Raw genomic sequence first — 16306 nt, forward strand, 5'->3', positions numbered from 1 at the left:
CTGGTAAAACAAGGGTTTCAGAATCAATACGTTCTGAAACCCTTGTTTTTTCAGCGGGGCAAGCTATTGTTTTTTGCTGGTGCCGGACGGCGCACCGGGGTCACCTCCAGGGTCTGCGTTTGTCCGTTGCGGAGCACTTCCACGCGGTAGCTTTGCCCAGGGCGCAAGGCGGCCACCGTGCTCAGCAGCTCAGCGACGGTGCGGGTGGGTTGGCCGTGGACGCTGCGCACCACATCGCCCGGTTGCATGCCGGCCTGCGCCGCTGGGCCCGCTTGCAGCACGCCGACAATGATCACGCCGCTGCCTGGGGCCACGCCAAAGGTTTGCGCCAGCTCGGGCGAGAGTTCGCCGGGCTCCACGCCAATCCAGCCACGGGTGACCTGGCCTTCGCGCACGATGCCGTCCAGCACCACCTTGGCCGTCGAGACGGGGATGGCAAAGCCAATGCCCATGCTGCCGCCCGAGCGTGAATAAATCGCTGTGTTGATGCCCAGCAAATGCCCGTTGATATCGACCAGGGCCCCGCCCGAGTTGCCGGGGTTGATGGCGGCATCGGTTTGAATGAAGTTTTCAAAGGTATTGATGCCCAGGTGGCTGCGCCCCAAGGCACTGATGATGCCGCTGGTGACGGTTTGGCCCACACCAAACGGATTGCCAATGGCCAGCACCTGGTCGCCCACGGCGATGTGGTCAGAGTTGCCCAGGGTCACCACGGGCAGCTGCTCCAGGGCGATTTTCAGCACGGCCAGGTCGGATTCGGGGTCGGTGCCAATGATGGTGGCGCTGGTGCGGCGGCCATCGGTGAGGCTGATTTCGATCTCGTCGGCCCCTTCCACCACGTGGTTGTTGGTCAGGATGTAGCCATCGCTGCTGACGATGACTCCGCTGCCCAGCCCCGTTTTTTGCTGGGTGCCGATATCACCAAAAAAGAACTGAAACCACGGGTCATTCACCCGGGGGTGGCGCACCGCCTGGCTGGTGGTAATGCTGACCACCGCTGGCATGGCCGCCTGGGCGGCGTGGCTCAAGCTGCCGGCCACCGGCTCGGTGTGCGGGGTGGAGGGCGCTTGCAGCAGCACCAGGTCGGTGTCGCCAAACGCTTGGCCGCGCTGCAGCCAGGCCGGTTGCAGGGTGGCAATCACGAAATACAGCGCCAGCAGCACCGTCACGGTCTGGGCGAAAAGAAGCCAATAGCGTTTCATAGTTGTCCGAGGGCAGAAAACCGCATTGTGCACGATGGCACTGGCCCCAGCCTGCCACTTGGGCACAATTGCGCCATGCAAATTACCTGTGACCAACTGCTGCAGCACTGCGCTGGCCTGCTGCAGCCTGAGCGTTTTAAAGACTACGGCCCCAATGGCCTGCAAGTGCAGGGCAAGGCGCAAGTGCGCCACATCGTGACCGGTGTGACGGCCAGCCGGGCCTTGATTGAAGCGGCCATTGCCGACGGGGCCGATGCCATCCTCGTTCACCACGGCCTGTTTTGGCGCGGCATGGATGGGCGCGTGACGGGCTGGCTCAAAGAGCGCCTGCGCCTTTTGCTGGCGCACGATATCAACTTGATCGCCTACCACTTGCCGCTGGATGCCCACCCCACACTGGGCAACAACGCGCAGCTAGGCCAGCGCCTGGGGGTGGTGGCCGATGGCAGTTTTGGCGAGCAGGAGCTGGGCTTGATTGGCCCGTGTGCCTTTGCCAGCGCCCAAGCCTTGGTCGATCAAGTTGAAAACGCGCTGGGCCGCCGTGCCACCTGGATTAGCGGTGCGCCCGAGCAGGCGATTGCCCGCCTGGCCTGGTGTACGGGCGGGGCACAGGGCTTTTTTGAAGCCGCCTTGGCGGCCGGGGCGCAGGCTTTTGTCACGGGTGAAATTTCCGAACCCCAGGCCCATTTGGCCCGCGAAATGGGGGCGACCTTTATCGCGGCCGGCCACCACGCCACCGAGCGCTATGGCATTGCCGCACTGGGCGAGCACGTGGCGCAAACGCTGGGGCTGAGCCACCGTTTTATTGAAATTGCCAACCCGGCCTAAAGCCCATCGCTAGGTTAAAAATGACAAAAACAATAGCTGTCACCATGGGTGATTCTGCCGGTATTGGGCCTGAAATCATTGCCAAAGCATTTAAAGATCATCGCAAAGCGCTAGAAAATTGTTTTGTCGTGGGCGATGTAGCCACTTTGCGCCGCGCCGCGCAGGTGGTTGTTCCCCCTGGGCAAGGGGGCTTGCCGGTGGCACAGATTGCCCACCCGCAAGAGGCTTTGCAGGTGCCGCCCCGCTGCATTCCGGTGCTGCCCTTGCCGGGCCTGCCCCCGCCGCAGCCGTGGGGGCAGGTGAGTGCCGCCGCCGGGGCGGCCGCCGCCCAGTGTGTGCAGTGGGCCGCCGATGCCGCTTTGCGCGGGGAGATTGCGGCCTTGGTGACCGCCCCTTTGCACAAAGAAGCCTTGCACGCAGCGGGCGTGGACTTTCCGGGGCACACCGAATTGCTGCAAGCCCAAGCAGCCCGCCACGCCGGGGTGCCGATTGCGCAGATGCCCGTGCGCATGATGCTGGCCAACCCCGAGCTGCGCACCGTGCTGGTCAGCATCCACGTCAGCCTGCGCCAAGCGCTGGAGGCCGTAACGCACGAGAACATTGTGCAAACCCTGCTGATTACGCACCGCGCGCTCACCCCCATCCTGGGCCATGCACCGCGCATTGCCGTGGCTGGCCTCAACCCCCATGCGGGCGAGGGCGGGCTGTTTGGCCGCGAAGAGGTGGACACCATCGCGCCCGCGATTGCCCAAGCCCGCGCTGCAGGGGTGGATGCGCTGGGCCCCTTGGCCCCGGATACTGTGTTCATGCGGGCCCGCAATACACCCAATCACCCTGGGGAATTTGACGTGGTGTTGGCGATGTACCACGACCAGGGTTTGATTCCTGTTAAATACTTGGGTGTTGAGCAGGGCGTGAATGTGACCTTGGGGCTGCCGCTGATTCGCACCAGTCCGGACCACGGAACGGCCTTTGACATCGCCGGACAAGGGGTGGCTGACCCGGCCAGCTTGGTGCAAGCTGTTTGTATGGCGCGGCAAATGGCCGGTTTGTCGGTGCGCTAGGTCTTGCGCCGAAGTGGCGGCGCACGAGTGCCCTAGTCGGAAAAAGTTCTTTGGATAAACCCTGAAATTGCGGGTCAAGCCTCTTGTCAGGCGGAAAAAACGGGGTTTGACGCTGGCAGGAGTTTGGAGTTGCATTAGTGGCTCCGCTACAATTTGCCGGTTATTCCCTAATGTAGCGATGTTTAATCGAGGATCCCCATGAGTGAAACTCCTGTCGACTCCAGCAAGCGGACGTGGATCATCACGTCGGCCTGTGCTGGCGCGGTAGGCGGCGTCGCAGCCGCTGTCCCTTTTGTAAGCACCTTCCAGCCTTCTGAGAAGGCCAAGGCTGCAGGTGCAGCGGTGGAGGTGGATATCTCTGCACTGCAACCTGGCGAGATGAAAACGGTTGAGTGGCGCGGTAAACCCGTTTGGGTGCTGCGCCGCACCAAGCAGCAGCTTGAAGAGCTCAGCACGCTCAATTCTGAATTGGCCGACCCCAATTCCGAGCGCGTCGGTTACCCTACCCCCGAGTACGCCAAGAACGAATGGCGCTCGATCAAGCCCGAATTTTCGGTGCTGGTTGGCATTTGCACCCACTTGGGCTGCTCGCCCACCAGCAAATTCACCCCCGGCCCGCAGCCCTCGCTGCCCGATGACTGGAAAGGCGGTTTCTTCTGCCCTTGCCACGGTTCGACATTTGACTTGGCCGGTCGTGTGTTCAAGAACAAGCCGGCACCGGACAACCTGGAAGTGCCCCCCCACATGTACCTGTCAGACACGAAGCTGCTGATCGGTGAAGACAAGAAGGCCTGAAGGGAGACACCATGGCTCACGAATTCAAGGACATTGATCCCAACGCGCCTACCGGCGCCAAGGTGGTGAATTGGTTCGAAAACCGTTTTCCAACGGCGTTTTCGGCCTACAAGGTTCACATGTCGGAGTACTACGCTCCGAAAAACTTTAACTTCTGGTACATCTTCGGTTCGCTGGCTTTGCTGGTGCTGGTGATCCAGATCGTGACCGGTATCTTCCTGGTCATGAACTACAAGCCCGACGCAGAAAAAGCCTTTGCCTCGGTCGAATTCATCATGCGCGACGTGCCCTGGGGTTGGTTGATTCGCTACATGCACTCGACCGGCGCTTCGGCCTTCTTTATCGTGGTGTATCTGCACATGTTCCGTGGCTTGATCTACGGCTCTTATCGCAAGCCACGCGAATTGGTCTGGATTTTTGGCTGTGCCATTTTCCTGGCGCTGATGGCCGAAGCCTTCATGGGCTACCTGTTGCCTTGGGGCCAGATGTCCTACTGGGGTGCCCAGGTGATCGTGAACCTGTTTGCCGCCGTGCCCGTGATTGGCCCTGACCTGGCCTTGCTGATCCGTGGCGACTTTGTGGTGGGCGATGCGACGCTGAACCGCTTCTTCAGCTTCCACGTGATTGCCGTGCCTTTGGTGCTGATCGGCCTGGTCGTGGCCCACTTGTTGGCCCTGCACGATGTGGGTTCGAACAACCCCGATGGCGTGGAAATCAAAGCGCCCAATGCCCCTAAGGATGCCAATGGCCATCCCCTGGATGGTGTGCCCTTCCACCCCTACTACACCGTGCACGACATTTTTGGCGTGGCTGTGTTCCTGTTCCTGTTCTCGGCGGTGATGTTCTTTGCGCCTGAGTTTGGCGGCTACTTCTTGGAGTACAACAACTTCATCCCGGCCGATCCGTTCCAGACACCGAACCACATCGCTCCTGTTTGGTACTTCACGCCCTTCTATTCGATGCTGCGTGCCATCACGGCCGAGATGATGTACGCCCTGATCGCCTGCGTTGCCTTGGGTGGTCTGTTTGGCATCCTTAAAGCACCTGGCATCTTCAAGGCTGTTGCCGGTGCCGGTGCCGCCGTGGGCATTGCCCTGATGCTGGCTATTGATGCCAAATTCTGGGGTGTGGTGGTGATGGGTGGCGCTGTGGTCATCTTGTTCGCCCTGCCTTGGCTGGACTACTGCGAAGTCAAGTCGATTCGCTATCGTCCCAGCTGGCACAAAGCCTTGTACGCCGTCTTTGTGGTGAACTTCTTTGTGCTTGGCTACCTTGGCGTGCTGCCCCCCTTCCCGTTGGGTGAGAAAGTTTCGCAAATCGGTACGCTGTTCTACTTTGGCTTCTTCCTGCTGATGCCTTGGTGGAGTCGCATCGGCGCCACCAAACCGGTGCCTGATCGTGTGACCTTCAAGCCCCACTGATCGGCCAGGAGTAATAAACCATGATGAAAAAATTTATCCTTTCGCTGATTGCCACCTTGGGCATTGCCACGGGCGCACAAGCTGCCGGCGGTGGCGCTGTTGCTTGGGACAAAGCACCGGTTGATGTCAGCAACCAGGCCTCCTTGCAAAATGGTGCCAAGCTGTTTGTGAACTACTGCCTGAGCTGCCACTCGGCTGCTTTCATGCGCTTTAACCGCTTGCAAGACATTGGCTTGTCTGAGCAAGAGATCAAAGACAATCTGCTGTTCACCACCGATAAAATCGGTGAAACCATGATTGCGGCGATTGACCCCAAGCAAGCCAAAAGCTGGTTTGGTGCCAACCCCCCTGATCTGACGGTGATTGCTCGCTCGCGGGCTGGCAGCGGCGGCAGTGGTGCCGACTACCTCTACACTTTCTTGCGCACTTTCTACCGCGATGAAACCAAAGTCACCGGCTGGAACAACCTGGCCTTCCCCAATGTGGGTATGCCACACGTGATGTGGGAACTGCAAGGCCAGCGCCGCGCGGTGTTTGAAGGCGACCATTTCAAAGGCTGGGAGCAAATCACCCCCGGCACTTTGAGTGAGCAAGAATACGACCAGCAAGTGGGCGACTTGGTGAACTACCTACAATGGATGGGTGAACCTGCCCAAGCCGCCCGTAAAAACATCGGTATCGGTGTGCTTATTTTCTTGGGTATCTTTATCGTGATTGCCTGGAAGCTGAATGCAGCTTTCTGGAAAGACGTTAAGTAATCACAACACGTACAGCCAAAGATTGTCCTGTGCAGTCCTTGGCTGAAAGCCAGAGTGGGCGCTACCCAAGGCGGCCCACTCTTTTTGATTTTTAGGAGCTCTCGCCATGATGGTGCTTTATTCGGGAACCACCTGTCCTTACTCCCACCGTAGCCGCTTCGTGCTGTTTGAAAAAGGCATGGATTTTGAAATCCGTGATGTGGACTTGTTCAGCAAGCCCGAGGAAATCATGGCCATGAATCCTTACGGCCAAGTTCCTATTCTGGTGGAGCGCGATTTGATTTTGTACGAGTCGAACATCATCAACGAATACATTGATGAGCGCTTTCCTCACCCCCAGCTGATGCCGGGGGATCCGGTAGATCGTGCCCGTGTGCGCCTGTTCTTGCTCAATTTTGAAAAAGAGCTCTTTGCCCACGTGAATACGTTGGAGCAAACCACTGGCAAAAAAGGCCACGACAAGGAGCAGGAAAAAGCCCGCACCCATATTCGTGACCGTTTGACGCAATTGGCACCGGTATTTTTGAAAAACAAATACATGCTGGGCGAGAACTTCTCGATGCTGGATGTGGCCATCGCCCCCTTGCTGTGGCGCTTGGATTACTACGGTATTGAGCTGTCCAAAAACGCCGCACCGCTACTCAAGTATGCCGAGCGCATCTTCTCGCGCCCTGCGTATATTGAAGCGCTGACACCTTCTGAAAAGGTGATGCGTAAATAAGCTTTGACGGCTTAGTTACTTGGCTGCACAAAGGACTGTTATGAACGAAATCCGCACAACCTCTACCCGCCCCTACCTGCTACGGGCCCTGCATGAATGGTGTACTGACAATGGGCTGACCCCCTACTTGGTCGTGCAGGCAGATGAAAGCGTTCAAGTTCCTTTGGCCTTTGTGCAGGATGGGCAAATCGTGCTCAACACCAGCTACGATGCTACCAGTGGCTTGCAAATGGGCAATGAATTTGTTCATTTCAAAGCCCGTTTTGGGGGCAAGCCCCACGAGATCATTGTTCCGGTGGGGCGGGTGTTGGCCATCTACGCCCGTGAAACGGGGCAAGGCATGTCCTTCCCCCCTGAAGAGCCGCAAGCCATGGACGAGGTGGCGGCGCCCGCGTCCCGCCCTGCGGCCAGCGCCAAAGTGCAGTTGGTCAGCAGCCAAGAAAACCCGCCCTCGGAGCAGGACCACGCGCCGCAAGACGATGATTTGCCTCCTCCGCCAACAAAACGCCCTGCTTTGAAGCTGGTGAAGTAATTTTCAAGCTACAATCGCACGCTTTGGTTCATTTGCCGGTTTAGCTCAGTTGGTAGAGCACCCGCCTTGTAAGCGGTAGGTCGTCAGTTCGAATCCGACAACCGGCACCATCTAATAAAAAAAAAGGCCCCTAGGTACATACACCTTGGGGCCTTTTTCATTGGAAAACAAGGGGCTTACAGGGTAAGGATGGCCAAGGGCAAGCATTGACAGCCAACCCGTGACCGGGGAACGCTACCCCGGTAGAAGAGAAACAACCACGCCGGGGAGCGATATGCAGGCCCCATGCCGAATGCCTGATCGTCACCTGACAAAAAGCAGAAGCGTCTGACTAAGCGCTGGCTTCAGAAGTGGTACCGGGATGGAAAGGAAACCCGGCTTGCCCTGGATGGTTATCCGGCGGTTACCCTGCCCGCACCATCTGCCAGCGGCGCTGGGCCCACAGCGTCCACCACAAGGCCAATCCAGCCAGCGCGGCGGCACTGGGGGGCAAGCTGCCCAGCCCCAGGTGCTGCCCCATTTGACTGCCCAGCAACGCGCCGGCCCCGATGGACAGATTGAACACACTGGAGAAAATCGCCATGCCCACGTCGGTGGCATCGCGGCTCCAGTGCAGCACCAGGGCTTGCAGGGGCAGTACCACCGCCATGATGGCGGCCCCCCACACCACGGTCAGGGCGTACAGGCTGGCGGCGGCGTGCCCGGCCCAGCTCAGCGCACCCAGGCAGCTTGCCAAGGTGGCCAGGGCGCAGAGCAAAAAGCCCAGCGGCAACTTCAGGCCCCAACGGCTGAACAAGAGGCTGCCCAGGATGCTGGCCGCGCCAAAGAGCAGCAGCACCGAGGTGGTCACCGCCGGGCTATGGCCTGCGTGCACTTGCACCCAGGGCTCGATGTAGCTGTACAGGATGAACTGGGCGGTGACGACCAGGCCTTGCAAGCCAAAAATGGCCATCAAGGCCGGGCGGCGCAGCAGCACGGGGATGCTGGCCACACTGCCGGCATCTTCACTGGGCAGTGGTGGCAGGCTGCGGGCCAGTACCACGGCAACCAGGATGGCGACAGCGCCAATCAGCCAAAAGCTGCTGCGCCAATCGAGGGCTTCGCCAACGATGCGGCCCAAGGGCACGCCCAGCACCATGGCCAGGGTGGTGCCAGTGGCCAACAGGCTCAGTGCCTGCGCTTTTTTGCCGGTAGGGGCAATGCGCACCACCAGCGAGGCGGTAATCGACCAAAACACAGCATGGGCCACTGCCACCCCCAGGCGGGCCAGGGCCAGCAGGGCAAAGCTCGTGGCCAGGCCGGTGAGGGCTTGGCAGGCGATAAACAGGGCAAACACCCACAGCAGCAAGCGCCGCCGCTCCCAACGGCGGGTGAGCAGCATCAGCGGCACAGAGGCCAAGGCCACCACCCAGGCGTAGAGGGTGAGCAGCACACCGGTCTGCTCGGGGCGCATGGCAAAACTTTGGCCGATGCTGGCCAGCAGGCCCACCGGAACAAACTCGCTGGTGTTGAAGATAAAAGCGCCCAAGGTCAGCGCCAGCACGCCCAGCCATGCCGCGTGCTGGCCGCTGCCTTGCGGCGCGGCGTGTGGTGTTGTCATAGCAGGGTCAAGCGCCGTGGGCGGCATCCTCGGTGGCGTACACGCGGGCATCAAACGCCAGCCCGCGCTCTGCACTGAGCCACTGCAGTGCGGGCAGCGCCCCCTCCAGCACCGGGCGCACGTCCAGCGGCAATTGCTGCCAAGCCATCGCTTGGCCCTCGCGCATGACCAGTTCGCCCTGCCACTGCGTGACCTTGCACCAGTGCAGGCGCACCTGGGCGTGGGGGTAGTCGTGCTCGGTGATCTGCCAGGGCAGGCAGTTGCCAATGGTGATGCCAATCTCTTCCTGTAGCTCGCGGCGCAGGGCTTGCTCTACGGATTCGCCCGCTTCGAGCTTGCCACCGGGGAACTCCCACCAGCCCGCCCGCACTTTGCCGCTTGGGCGGCTGGTCAGCAGCAAAGCACCGTCGCTTGCGCGAATGAGAATGCCCACGGCCACTTCGATCCGTGTGGGAGGGGCTGCAGCCAGCGTTTTAGATTTCTGCACCATCGCTCAGTCCTGCTATGTCGGCAATGCGGGGGCGGGCCGTGGCTGTTGGCGGCCCCTCAGGGCTGCGGCCGGCATAGTCGCGCGCAAACTGCTGGGCCACGCGGCCACTGCGCGAGCCGCGCTCTAGCGCCCAGACCAGGGCTTCGGCCTCGGCCGCCTCAATGGCCGCCGCATCCAACCCCAGGCTGGAGAGCCATTGCGCCACCACGCGCAGGTACTCGTCCTGGCTGAAGGGGTAGAAGCTGACCCACAGGCCAAAGCGTTCGGAGAGAGAGATTTTTTCTTCCACCACCTCGCCGGGGTGGATTTCGCCATCCTGGCCCTTGGAGGTTTGCAGGTTTTCGCTTAGGTACTCGGGCAGCAGGTGGCGGCGGTTGCTGGTGGCGTACACCAGCACGTTGGGCGTGGCGGCGCTGACCGAGCCGTCCAGGATGGACTTCATGGCCTTGTAGCCCGGTTCGCCCTCTTCAAAGCTCAGGTCGTCGCAGTAAATGATGAAGTACTCGGGCCGCGCCGCGACCACTTCCACGATGTCGGGCAGATCGGTCAAATCGGCCTTGTCCACCTCAATCAGGCGCAGGCCCTGATCGGCATAGGCATGCAGGCAGGCGCGGATCAGCGACGATTTGCCCGTGCCGCGCGCCCCGGTCAGTAGCACGTTGTTGGCGGTGCGGCCCTGCACGAACTGCTCGGTATTGCGGGCGATTTTTTCCTTTTGTGCATCAATGTTTTGCAGATCGGACAGCTGCATCGCGCCGACGTGGCGCACCGGCTCCAGCACGCCGCAGCCGTTGGCGCGTTTGCGGTAGCGCCAGGCAATCGCCGCGCCCCAGTCGGCCGGCGCTTGCAGCGGCTGGGGCAGCACGGCCTCGATGCGCTGCATGAGCTGCTCGGCGCGGGCCACCAGGCGCTCCAGTGGAGAAATGGGGGAAGAATCGGTAGCTTGCATAAAAAAAAGGAGCTGTTTACGCTTAAAAATAAACAATTTCAGGCATTTTTAATGCTGAAATTATTTATTTACCAGCGTAAACAGCTATTTAATTAAAAGAATGTTTAGAACGTGAACACGTTCTTAGGAGCGGTAATCGGCGTTGATCGTCACATAGTCGTGGCTGAAATCGCAGGTCCACACCGTCTGGCTGGCCTGGCCACGGCCCAGGTGGACGCGCACGGTGATTTCGCTTTGCTTCATGACGCGCTGGCCGTCTTCTTCGCGGTAGGCCGGGTTGCGCCCGCCCTGGGTGACCACGTGCACATCGTCCAGGTGCAGCTCGATGCGGTTTTGGTCCAGGTCGGCAATGCCCGCGTAGCCCACGGCGGCCAGGATGCGGCCCAGGTTTGGGTCGCTGGCGTAAAAGGCGGTTTTCACCAGCGGCGAATGGGCAATGGCGTAGGCGGCCAGGCGGCATTCCTCCTCGTTTTGGCCACCATCGACCTGCACGGTGATGAACTTGGTTGCGCCCTCGCCATCGCGCACGATGGCCTGGGCCAGCAGGCGGGCCACGTCCTGCAGAGCGGTTTTCAGCGCTTGGGCGTCGGCGCTGGCGTTCCAATCGGTGATCGGTGCATTGCCCGCCCGGTGTGTGGCCATGACGATGAAGGAATCGTTGGTCGAGGTGTCGCCATCAATCGTCACGCGGTTGAACGACCCCTCGGCCAGCTCCCGCGCCAGCCCTTGCAGCAGTGCCGGGGCAATGGCCGCATCGGTGGCCAAAAAGCCCAGCATGGTCGCCATGTTGGGGCGAATCATGCCCGCGCCCTTGCTGATGCCGGTAACGGTCACGGTTTTGCCATCCACCGTTACCTGGCGGCTGTAGGCCTTGGGCTGGGTGTCGGTGGTCATGATGCCTTCGGCGGCGGCCAGCCAGTGGTCTGCCTGGGCGTTGGCAATGGCAGCGGGCAGACCGGCAGTAATGCGCTCGACCGGCAGGGGCTCCATGATCACCCCGGTAGAAAACGGCAGGATTTGCGTGGGGGCCACGCCCAATTCCTGGGCCAAGGCGGCGCAGGTGGCGCGGGTGCGGGCCAGGCCATCGGCCCCAGTGCCGGCATTGGCATTGCCCGTATTGATGAGCAGGGCGCGAACGCCTTGGCCGCCTGCCAAATGCTCACGGCAGACCTGCACGGGCGCGGCGCAGTAGCGGTTTTGCGTAAACACCCCGGCCACGCTGGTGCCTTCGTCGAGCAGAAAAACGCTCACGTCTTTGCGGTTGGCTTTGCGCACACCGGCTTCGGTCACGCCAATGCGCACACCGGCAACGGGGTGCAGATCAGCAGCTTGGGGCAGGGGAAGATTGACGGGCATGGGCGAGACATCCTTTGCTGGCATGGCGGGTTGAGAACAAGCTGGGAATTATGCGGGCTGCGGCAGTGGTTTTCGGTTTGGAGAACGGCTTAAATCGCTGCCGTTTCGGGCCGTCAAGTCAGCCGCCATTTTCCCCTTTGGCCCCTCTTGCTATTATTTTTGAAGAATGAAGCGGATTACAATCCAAACACTACCGGTAGCGTTATCGGGGTAAAAAAACACTAGGGATTGTGTTTTCCATGCCAACGCTACCTTTCTTGCTCCTAGATTGATACTGACCGCGAATTCTTCGAAATGCGCGGTCTTTTTTGCTAAAAAACACCATGCTCGAATCCATCATTAAGCGCGACGGCCACACCGAGCCGTTCACCCCCTCCAAGCTCAACCAGTGGGGGGAGTGGGCCGCGCAGTCTTTGGGTGATTCGGTGGACTGGCCTTCGGCGGTGCTGGAGACGGTGTCCTCCATGTCCACCACGGCCACCTCGCGCGAGCTGCAGCAGCAGCTCATTCGCACCTGCCTCAATTTTGATACCTGGTCGTACAACCGCATGGCCGGGCGTTTGTACGCCACCTTGATCCGCAAGGATTTGTACCGCAATCGCCGCCCCACGGTGCTGGATTTGCACCGCCAGCTGCAGCAGCTGGGGTTTATGGAGATGCTGGATTATTCCGAATCGGAATACGCGGTAATTCAGGAATGGATCGACCACGAGCGCGATTTTGAATACGCCCACTACCAGCTGCACACCCACCTGACCAAATACGCCATTGCCGACCGGGTCAAGGGCGTTTATTACGAATCGCCCCAGTTCATCTACATGCGCATGGCCATGGCCTTGTCGGTGGACCAACCGCGCGAGCGGCGCATGCGCGACGTGCAGCGTTTTTACGAGCATTTGTCGAAAAACCGCATCAACGCCCCTACGCCCAACCATGTGAACCTGGGCACACCGCTGCGCGGCTACGCCAGCTGCTGCCTGTACACGGTGGGGGACAACGCCCGCTCGATTGCCGTGGGTAACCACATTGCCAACACCATGACGTACATGAGCGCTGGCATTGGGGCGCACATCAACACCCGCTCGATCAACGATCCCGTGCGTGGCGGTGTCATCCGCCACCAGGGCAAGCTGCCCTACTACCGGGCGCTGGTGGCCGAGGTCAAATCCAATTTGCAAAATGGCCGGGGCGGCGCGTGCACGACCTACTTCCCCATCTTCGACCCCGAAGTGGACACCCTGCTGCGCCTGAAGAACCCCATGTCCACCGAGGACAAAAAAATCCGTGGCATGGATTATTCCTGGGGCGGCAACCGCTTTTTTGCCCGCAAGGTGGCCCGCAACGAAGACATCTTTTTGTTCAACGTGTTTACCGCCCCCGACCTGCAGGCGGCGCTGTACAGCGGCGATGAAGCCAAGTTTGAGGAAATCTACGAGCGCTACGCGGCCGATGAGAATTTCCCCAAAACCTGGGTCAGCGCCCGCGAACTGCTCATTACCGCCAGCAACGAGTGGAACGAAACCGGCCGCGTGTACGAGCACAACATCTCGGAGATGAACCGCCACACGCCGTTCAAAGACACGATTTACAGCTCCAACCTGTGCGCCGAAATTGCCCTGCCCACCGCGCCGTACAACCACGTGACCGAGTTGTACGCCGAGGACGACATCTCTTTTGTCGAGGTGCAAATGGCCAACGGCACGCGCCGCACCCTGCCCGGCAAGACCCAGGTGCAGGTGCAGCGCGGCTCGCAAAGCCGCCTGATGTGGCCCGATGACCTGCAAGCGGGCGATGCGCTGGACGGCACGCCGATTGACTTCATCGTGCGCCGCTCTTCCCCCGAAGTGGCCACCTGCAACCTGGCGGGCATCGTCGTCTCCAATGTCGAATCCGAAGAGCAATACGCCGAAGTGGCCTATTACGCCCTGTTGATGATCGACAAGTGCATTCACCTGGCCCACTACGAGCTGCCCCAGGTGGGCGTGACCTCGCGCAAGCGCCTGAACGCTGGCGTGGGCATTTTGGGCCTGGCGCACCTGATGGCCAAAGAAGGCAAGCGCTACACCAACCAAGAAGGCAAGCAGTTCTTGCACGAAGTGGCCGAACGCCACTACTACCACCTGCTCAACGCCAGCCTCAAGCTGGGCAAAGAGCTGGGCAACGCCCCGTGGATGCACAAAACCCGCTGGCCCGAAGGCTGGCTGCCGCTGGATACCTGCAACCAGCACGTGGACAAAATCGCCCCCTTCAGCCTGCGCTACGACTGGGAGGCGCTGCGCCGCGCCATCGTCGCCAATGGTGGCATCCGCAACTCGGTGCTGGTGGCGCACATGCCCACCGAGACCAGCGCCAACGCCTCGGGCACCACCAACGGCCTGTACCCGGTGCGCGAGCTGACCATGATCAAAACCGACAACCAGCGCGTGAACTACTGGGCCGCCCCCGACAGCGACACCCTGGCCGAGCGCTACGAATCGGCCTGGGACGTGCCCACCCAGGACATGACCGAGATGTACGCCATCATGCAAAAGTGGACCGACCAGGGCATCTCTGCCGACTTCTACCGCCGCGTGATTGGCGATGCCTCGATCGCCTCGTCCGAGCTGATCTCGGACTACCTGTACCGCGTCAAACTGGGCCTGAAGTCCAAGTACTACATGAACCAAAAAACGTCCAACGGCATGCGCCAAGTGGACGACCTTCCTGCTGCCCAGACCATCGCTCCGGTTGGCATCCCGGCCGGCGATGAAGATGCCGATTGCGAAGCCTGCACCCTGTAAGCCCAAGGAGAGCTGCCATGACCGATACCGTCTTCAACTACGACAAAACCGATTACGCAAAACCTCTGCTGCTGCTGGGCCAGCGCCCGGGCCTGTTCGATACCGTCAATCGTCACTATCCTGAAATCTGGAAGCTGTACAAAGCGCAAAAGTCGCTGGACTGGGACGAAAACGAGTTTGACTACTCCAGCTGCAACGCCGAGTTCAAAAGCTGCACCCGCGCCACCTACGACATGATGATCAAAACCCTGGCCTGGCAGTGGGAGGCCGACTCGGTCGCCTCGCGCGCCATTGCGCCAGTGCTGGCCCCCTTCATCACCTCCAGCGAGCTGTGGGCCGCTTGGCAGCGCATCTCGGACAACGAAGTGGTGCACGCCGCCACCTACTCTGAAATTGTGCGCAACTCGTTTGACGACCCCAGCGTCATCCTCGACGAAATTTTGCGCGTGCAAGAGGCGCACGACCGCCTGAGCGAAGTGGCCAAAGCCTTTGCCGTTGGCTACGAAGCCGCGCACAAATACGCCATCGGCCAGCTGCCCAACGACCAAGACACGTACAACGCCGTGTTCATGACCATCGTGGCCCTGCTCTGCATGGAGCGCATCCAGTTCATGGCCAGCTTTGCCGTCACCTTCGCCATTTGCGACACCGGCCTGTTCCAGCCGATTGGCAAGGCAATTCAAAAAATTGCCCAGGACGAGCTGGAAATCCACGCCGAACTTGACCGCGTCGTGCTGCTCAACGAGCTGAAAACCGAGCGCGGCCAAACCGCCTTTGCCCAGTGCCGCGAGCAGATCGAAAAAATGATCGAGGAAGTGGTCGAGAGCGAACTGCGCTGGATTAACTACCTGTTCTCCGAAGGGCGCGAGCTGGTGGGCATGAACGCCGACCGCCTTTCGGCCTGGACGCTGTACTGCGCCAAAGACGTTTACCAACTCTTTGGCCTGAGCACCGACAAATACACCCTGCCGGCGCATAACCCGCTGAAGTTCATGGAGAAATGGCTCAACATCTCCAAAACCCAGGCCTCCCCGCAAGAGCAGGACATTGCCGCCTACAAAGTCGGCGTGATGCGCCGCACCGACGAGAACCAAGTGTTCGACGTTGATTTTTAAACCTTGTCGTTATTGTTATCAGGAGTTTTTTATGGAAGTCATCATTTACGGCAAAGCCGGTTGCGTGAACTGCGACAAAACCCGCATGCTGTGCCAAATTCAATCGCTGCCGTTTCAGTATTTGACCGTGGGCGAGGACATCACCGCCGAGGCGCTGCAAGAGCAGGTCGGCCAACCCGTGCGCAGCCTGCCGCAAATTTTTGTGCGCACCGATGAAGGCAGCACCTACGTCGGCGGCTATGAGGATTTGCGCACCCACCTGCGCCAGCTGACGGCGACAGCGGCCTAATAAAAAGAGAGCTGCTGCCGCAGTGGCAGTAAACATTTAGGCGTAAAAATAGCTGCAACCGCGATATTTTCAGCGGTTGCAGCTATTTTTTTGGTGGTTTTTAGCGCTTGGGTTTTTTGGTTTTTTAAGGTGGGTGTGCGGTAGTTGCTTTGTTTTTTTGATTTTTTGTTCGCTGGCCGGGGCGAGACCCGGCCAACGGAAATAAAAAAAGCATATGAAGGCCAATGCCAGTAGGGGCAGACCTGCGTGTCTGCCCAGGTGCCGCAGGCATGAATCCTGGAATCAGGGCGAACACATAGGTTCGCCCCTACGGGGGTGGGGGCGAGACCCGGCCAGCGGAAATAAAAAAAGCATATGAAGGTCAATGCCAGTAGGGGCAGACCTGCGTGTCTGCCCAGGTGCCGCA

At 60.1% G+C, this 16306-nt stretch carries 16 protein-coding genes and 1 tRNA gene; 11 read left to right on the forward strand and 6 right to left on the reverse strand.

Going from position 1 to position 16306, the window contains the following annotated elements; all coding sequences use genetic code 11:
• Positions 1-50: 50 nt before the first annotated feature.
• Positions 51-1202, reverse strand: coding sequence for a trypsin-like peptidase domain-containing protein (locus ACFO24_RS11510; protein ID WP_377738476.1), 1152 nt, complete (start codon positions 1200-1202; stop codon positions 51-53).
• Positions 1203-1277: 75 nt separating this feature from the next.
• On the opposite strand from ACFO24_RS11510, the gene ACFO24_RS11515 reads away from it, so the two are divergent.
• The 8 genes from ACFO24_RS11515 (at position 1278) to ACFO24_RS11550 (ending at position 7431) form a co-directional block, all read left to right on the forward strand.
• Positions 1278-2030, forward strand: coding sequence for a Nif3-like dinuclear metal center hexameric protein (locus ACFO24_RS11515; protein WP_377738478.1), 753 nt, complete (start codon positions 1278-1280; stop codon positions 2028-2030).
• A gap of 20 nt (positions 2031-2050) precedes the next feature.
• The gene (pdxA, locus tag ACFO24_RS11520; protein WP_207576005.1) at positions 2051-3094 is read left to right on the forward strand and encodes a 4-hydroxythreonine-4-phosphate dehydrogenase PdxA; all 1044 of its coding nucleotides are present in this window, start codon (positions 2051-2053) and stop codon (positions 3092-3094) included.
• A 198-nt stretch (positions 3095-3292) separates the two neighbouring features.
• On the forward strand, positions 3293-3889 hold the full coding sequence (petA, locus tag ACFO24_RS11525) for a ubiquinol-cytochrome c reductase iron-sulfur subunit (protein ID WP_377738480.1): 597 nt from the start codon (positions 3293-3295) through the stop codon (positions 3887-3889).
• Positions 3890-3900: 11 nt separating this feature from the next.
• On the forward strand, positions 3901-5310 hold the full coding sequence (locus ACFO24_RS11530) for a cytochrome b (protein ID WP_377738482.1): 1410 nt from the start codon (positions 3901-3903) through the stop codon (positions 5308-5310).
• A gap of 23 nt (positions 5311-5333) precedes the next feature.
• Positions 5334-6068, forward strand: a complete 735-nt coding sequence (locus ACFO24_RS11535; protein WP_377738492.1) for a cytochrome c1 — start codon at positions 5334-5336, stop codon at positions 6066-6068.
• A gap of 106 nt (positions 6069-6174) precedes the next feature.
• On the forward strand, positions 6175-6789 hold the full coding sequence (locus tag ACFO24_RS11540; RefSeq protein ID WP_207576008.1) for a glutathione S-transferase N-terminal domain-containing protein: 615 nt from the start codon (positions 6175-6177) through the stop codon (positions 6787-6789).
• Between the two features lie 40 nt (positions 6790-6829).
• Positions 6830-7321 carry a ClpXP protease specificity-enhancing factor gene (locus tag ACFO24_RS11545; RefSeq protein WP_377738483.1) on the forward strand — a complete coding sequence of 164 codons (492 nt, stop codon included), beginning with the start codon at positions 6830-6832 and terminating at the stop codon, positions 7319-7321.
• A 34-nt stretch (positions 7322-7355) separates the two neighbouring features.
• Positions 7356-7431, forward strand: a tRNA-Thr gene (locus ACFO24_RS11550).
• A 293-nt stretch (positions 7432-7724) separates the two neighbouring features.
• Here ACFO24_RS11550 and ACFO24_RS11555 read toward each other — a convergent pair.
• The 4 genes from ACFO24_RS11555 to argJ all read right to left on the reverse strand — a co-directional run bounded on the left by ACFO24_RS11555 (position 7725) and on the right by argJ (position 11716).
• On the reverse strand, positions 7725-8921 hold the full coding sequence (locus ACFO24_RS11555) for a sugar transporter (RefSeq protein WP_377738484.1): 1197 nt from the start codon (positions 8919-8921) through the stop codon (positions 7725-7727).
• 7 nt (positions 8922-8928) lie between these two features.
• Positions 8929-9411 (reverse strand): NUDIX domain-containing protein, encoded by a 483-nt coding sequence (locus tag ACFO24_RS11560; RefSeq protein WP_377738485.1) that lies wholly within the window; start codon positions 9409-9411, stop codon positions 8929-8931.
• Positions 9395-10360: an ATP-binding protein gene (locus ACFO24_RS11565; protein ID WP_377738486.1), complete on the reverse strand. Its 966-nt coding sequence runs from the start codon at positions 10358-10360 to the stop codon at positions 9395-9397. The genes ACFO24_RS11560 and ACFO24_RS11565 overlap by 17 nt, the downstream gene beginning before the upstream one ends.
• Before the next feature lie 123 nt (positions 10361-10483).
• The gene (gene argJ / locus ACFO24_RS11570) at positions 10484-11716 is read right to left on the reverse strand and encodes a bifunctional glutamate N-acetyltransferase/amino-acid acetyltransferase ArgJ (RefSeq protein WP_377738488.1); all 1233 of its coding nucleotides are present in this window, start codon (positions 11714-11716) and stop codon (positions 10484-10486) included.
• 323 nt (positions 11717-12039) lie between these two features.
• Between argJ and ACFO24_RS11575 the strand changes: the two genes are divergently transcribed.
• The 3 genes from ACFO24_RS11575 to ACFO24_RS11585 are packed head-to-tail and all read left to right on the forward strand — an operon-like array spanning position 12040 to position 15900.
• On the forward strand, positions 12040-14496 hold the full coding sequence (locus ACFO24_RS11575) for a ribonucleoside-diphosphate reductase subunit alpha (RefSeq protein ID WP_377738489.1): 2457 nt from the start codon (positions 12040-12042) through the stop codon (positions 14494-14496).
• A 17-nt stretch (positions 14497-14513) separates the two neighbouring features.
• A complete protein-coding gene (locus ACFO24_RS11580) occupies positions 14514-15611 on the forward strand; it encodes a ribonucleotide-diphosphate reductase subunit beta (protein WP_207576015.1) in 1098 nt (365 codons plus the stop codon).
• A gap of 31 nt (positions 15612-15642) precedes the next feature.
• The gene (locus ACFO24_RS11585; RefSeq protein WP_377738490.1) at positions 15643-15900 is read left to right on the forward strand and encodes a glutaredoxin domain-containing protein; all 258 of its coding nucleotides are present in this window, start codon (positions 15643-15645) and stop codon (positions 15898-15900) included.
• Here the strand turns inward: ACFO24_RS11585 and ACFO24_RS11590 are convergent.
• Positions 15897-16306 (reverse strand): hypothetical protein (locus ACFO24_RS11590; protein WP_377738491.1); only part of this gene is annotated, 410 nt, incomplete at its 5' end. The two genes, ACFO24_RS11585 and ACFO24_RS11590, sit on opposite strands and share 4 nt — an antisense overlap.

Source organism: Comamonas denitrificans (assembly GCF_042654745.1).
Lineage (GTDB): Bacteria > Pseudomonadota > Gammaproteobacteria > Burkholderiales > Burkholderiaceae_C > Comamonas > Comamonas denitrificans.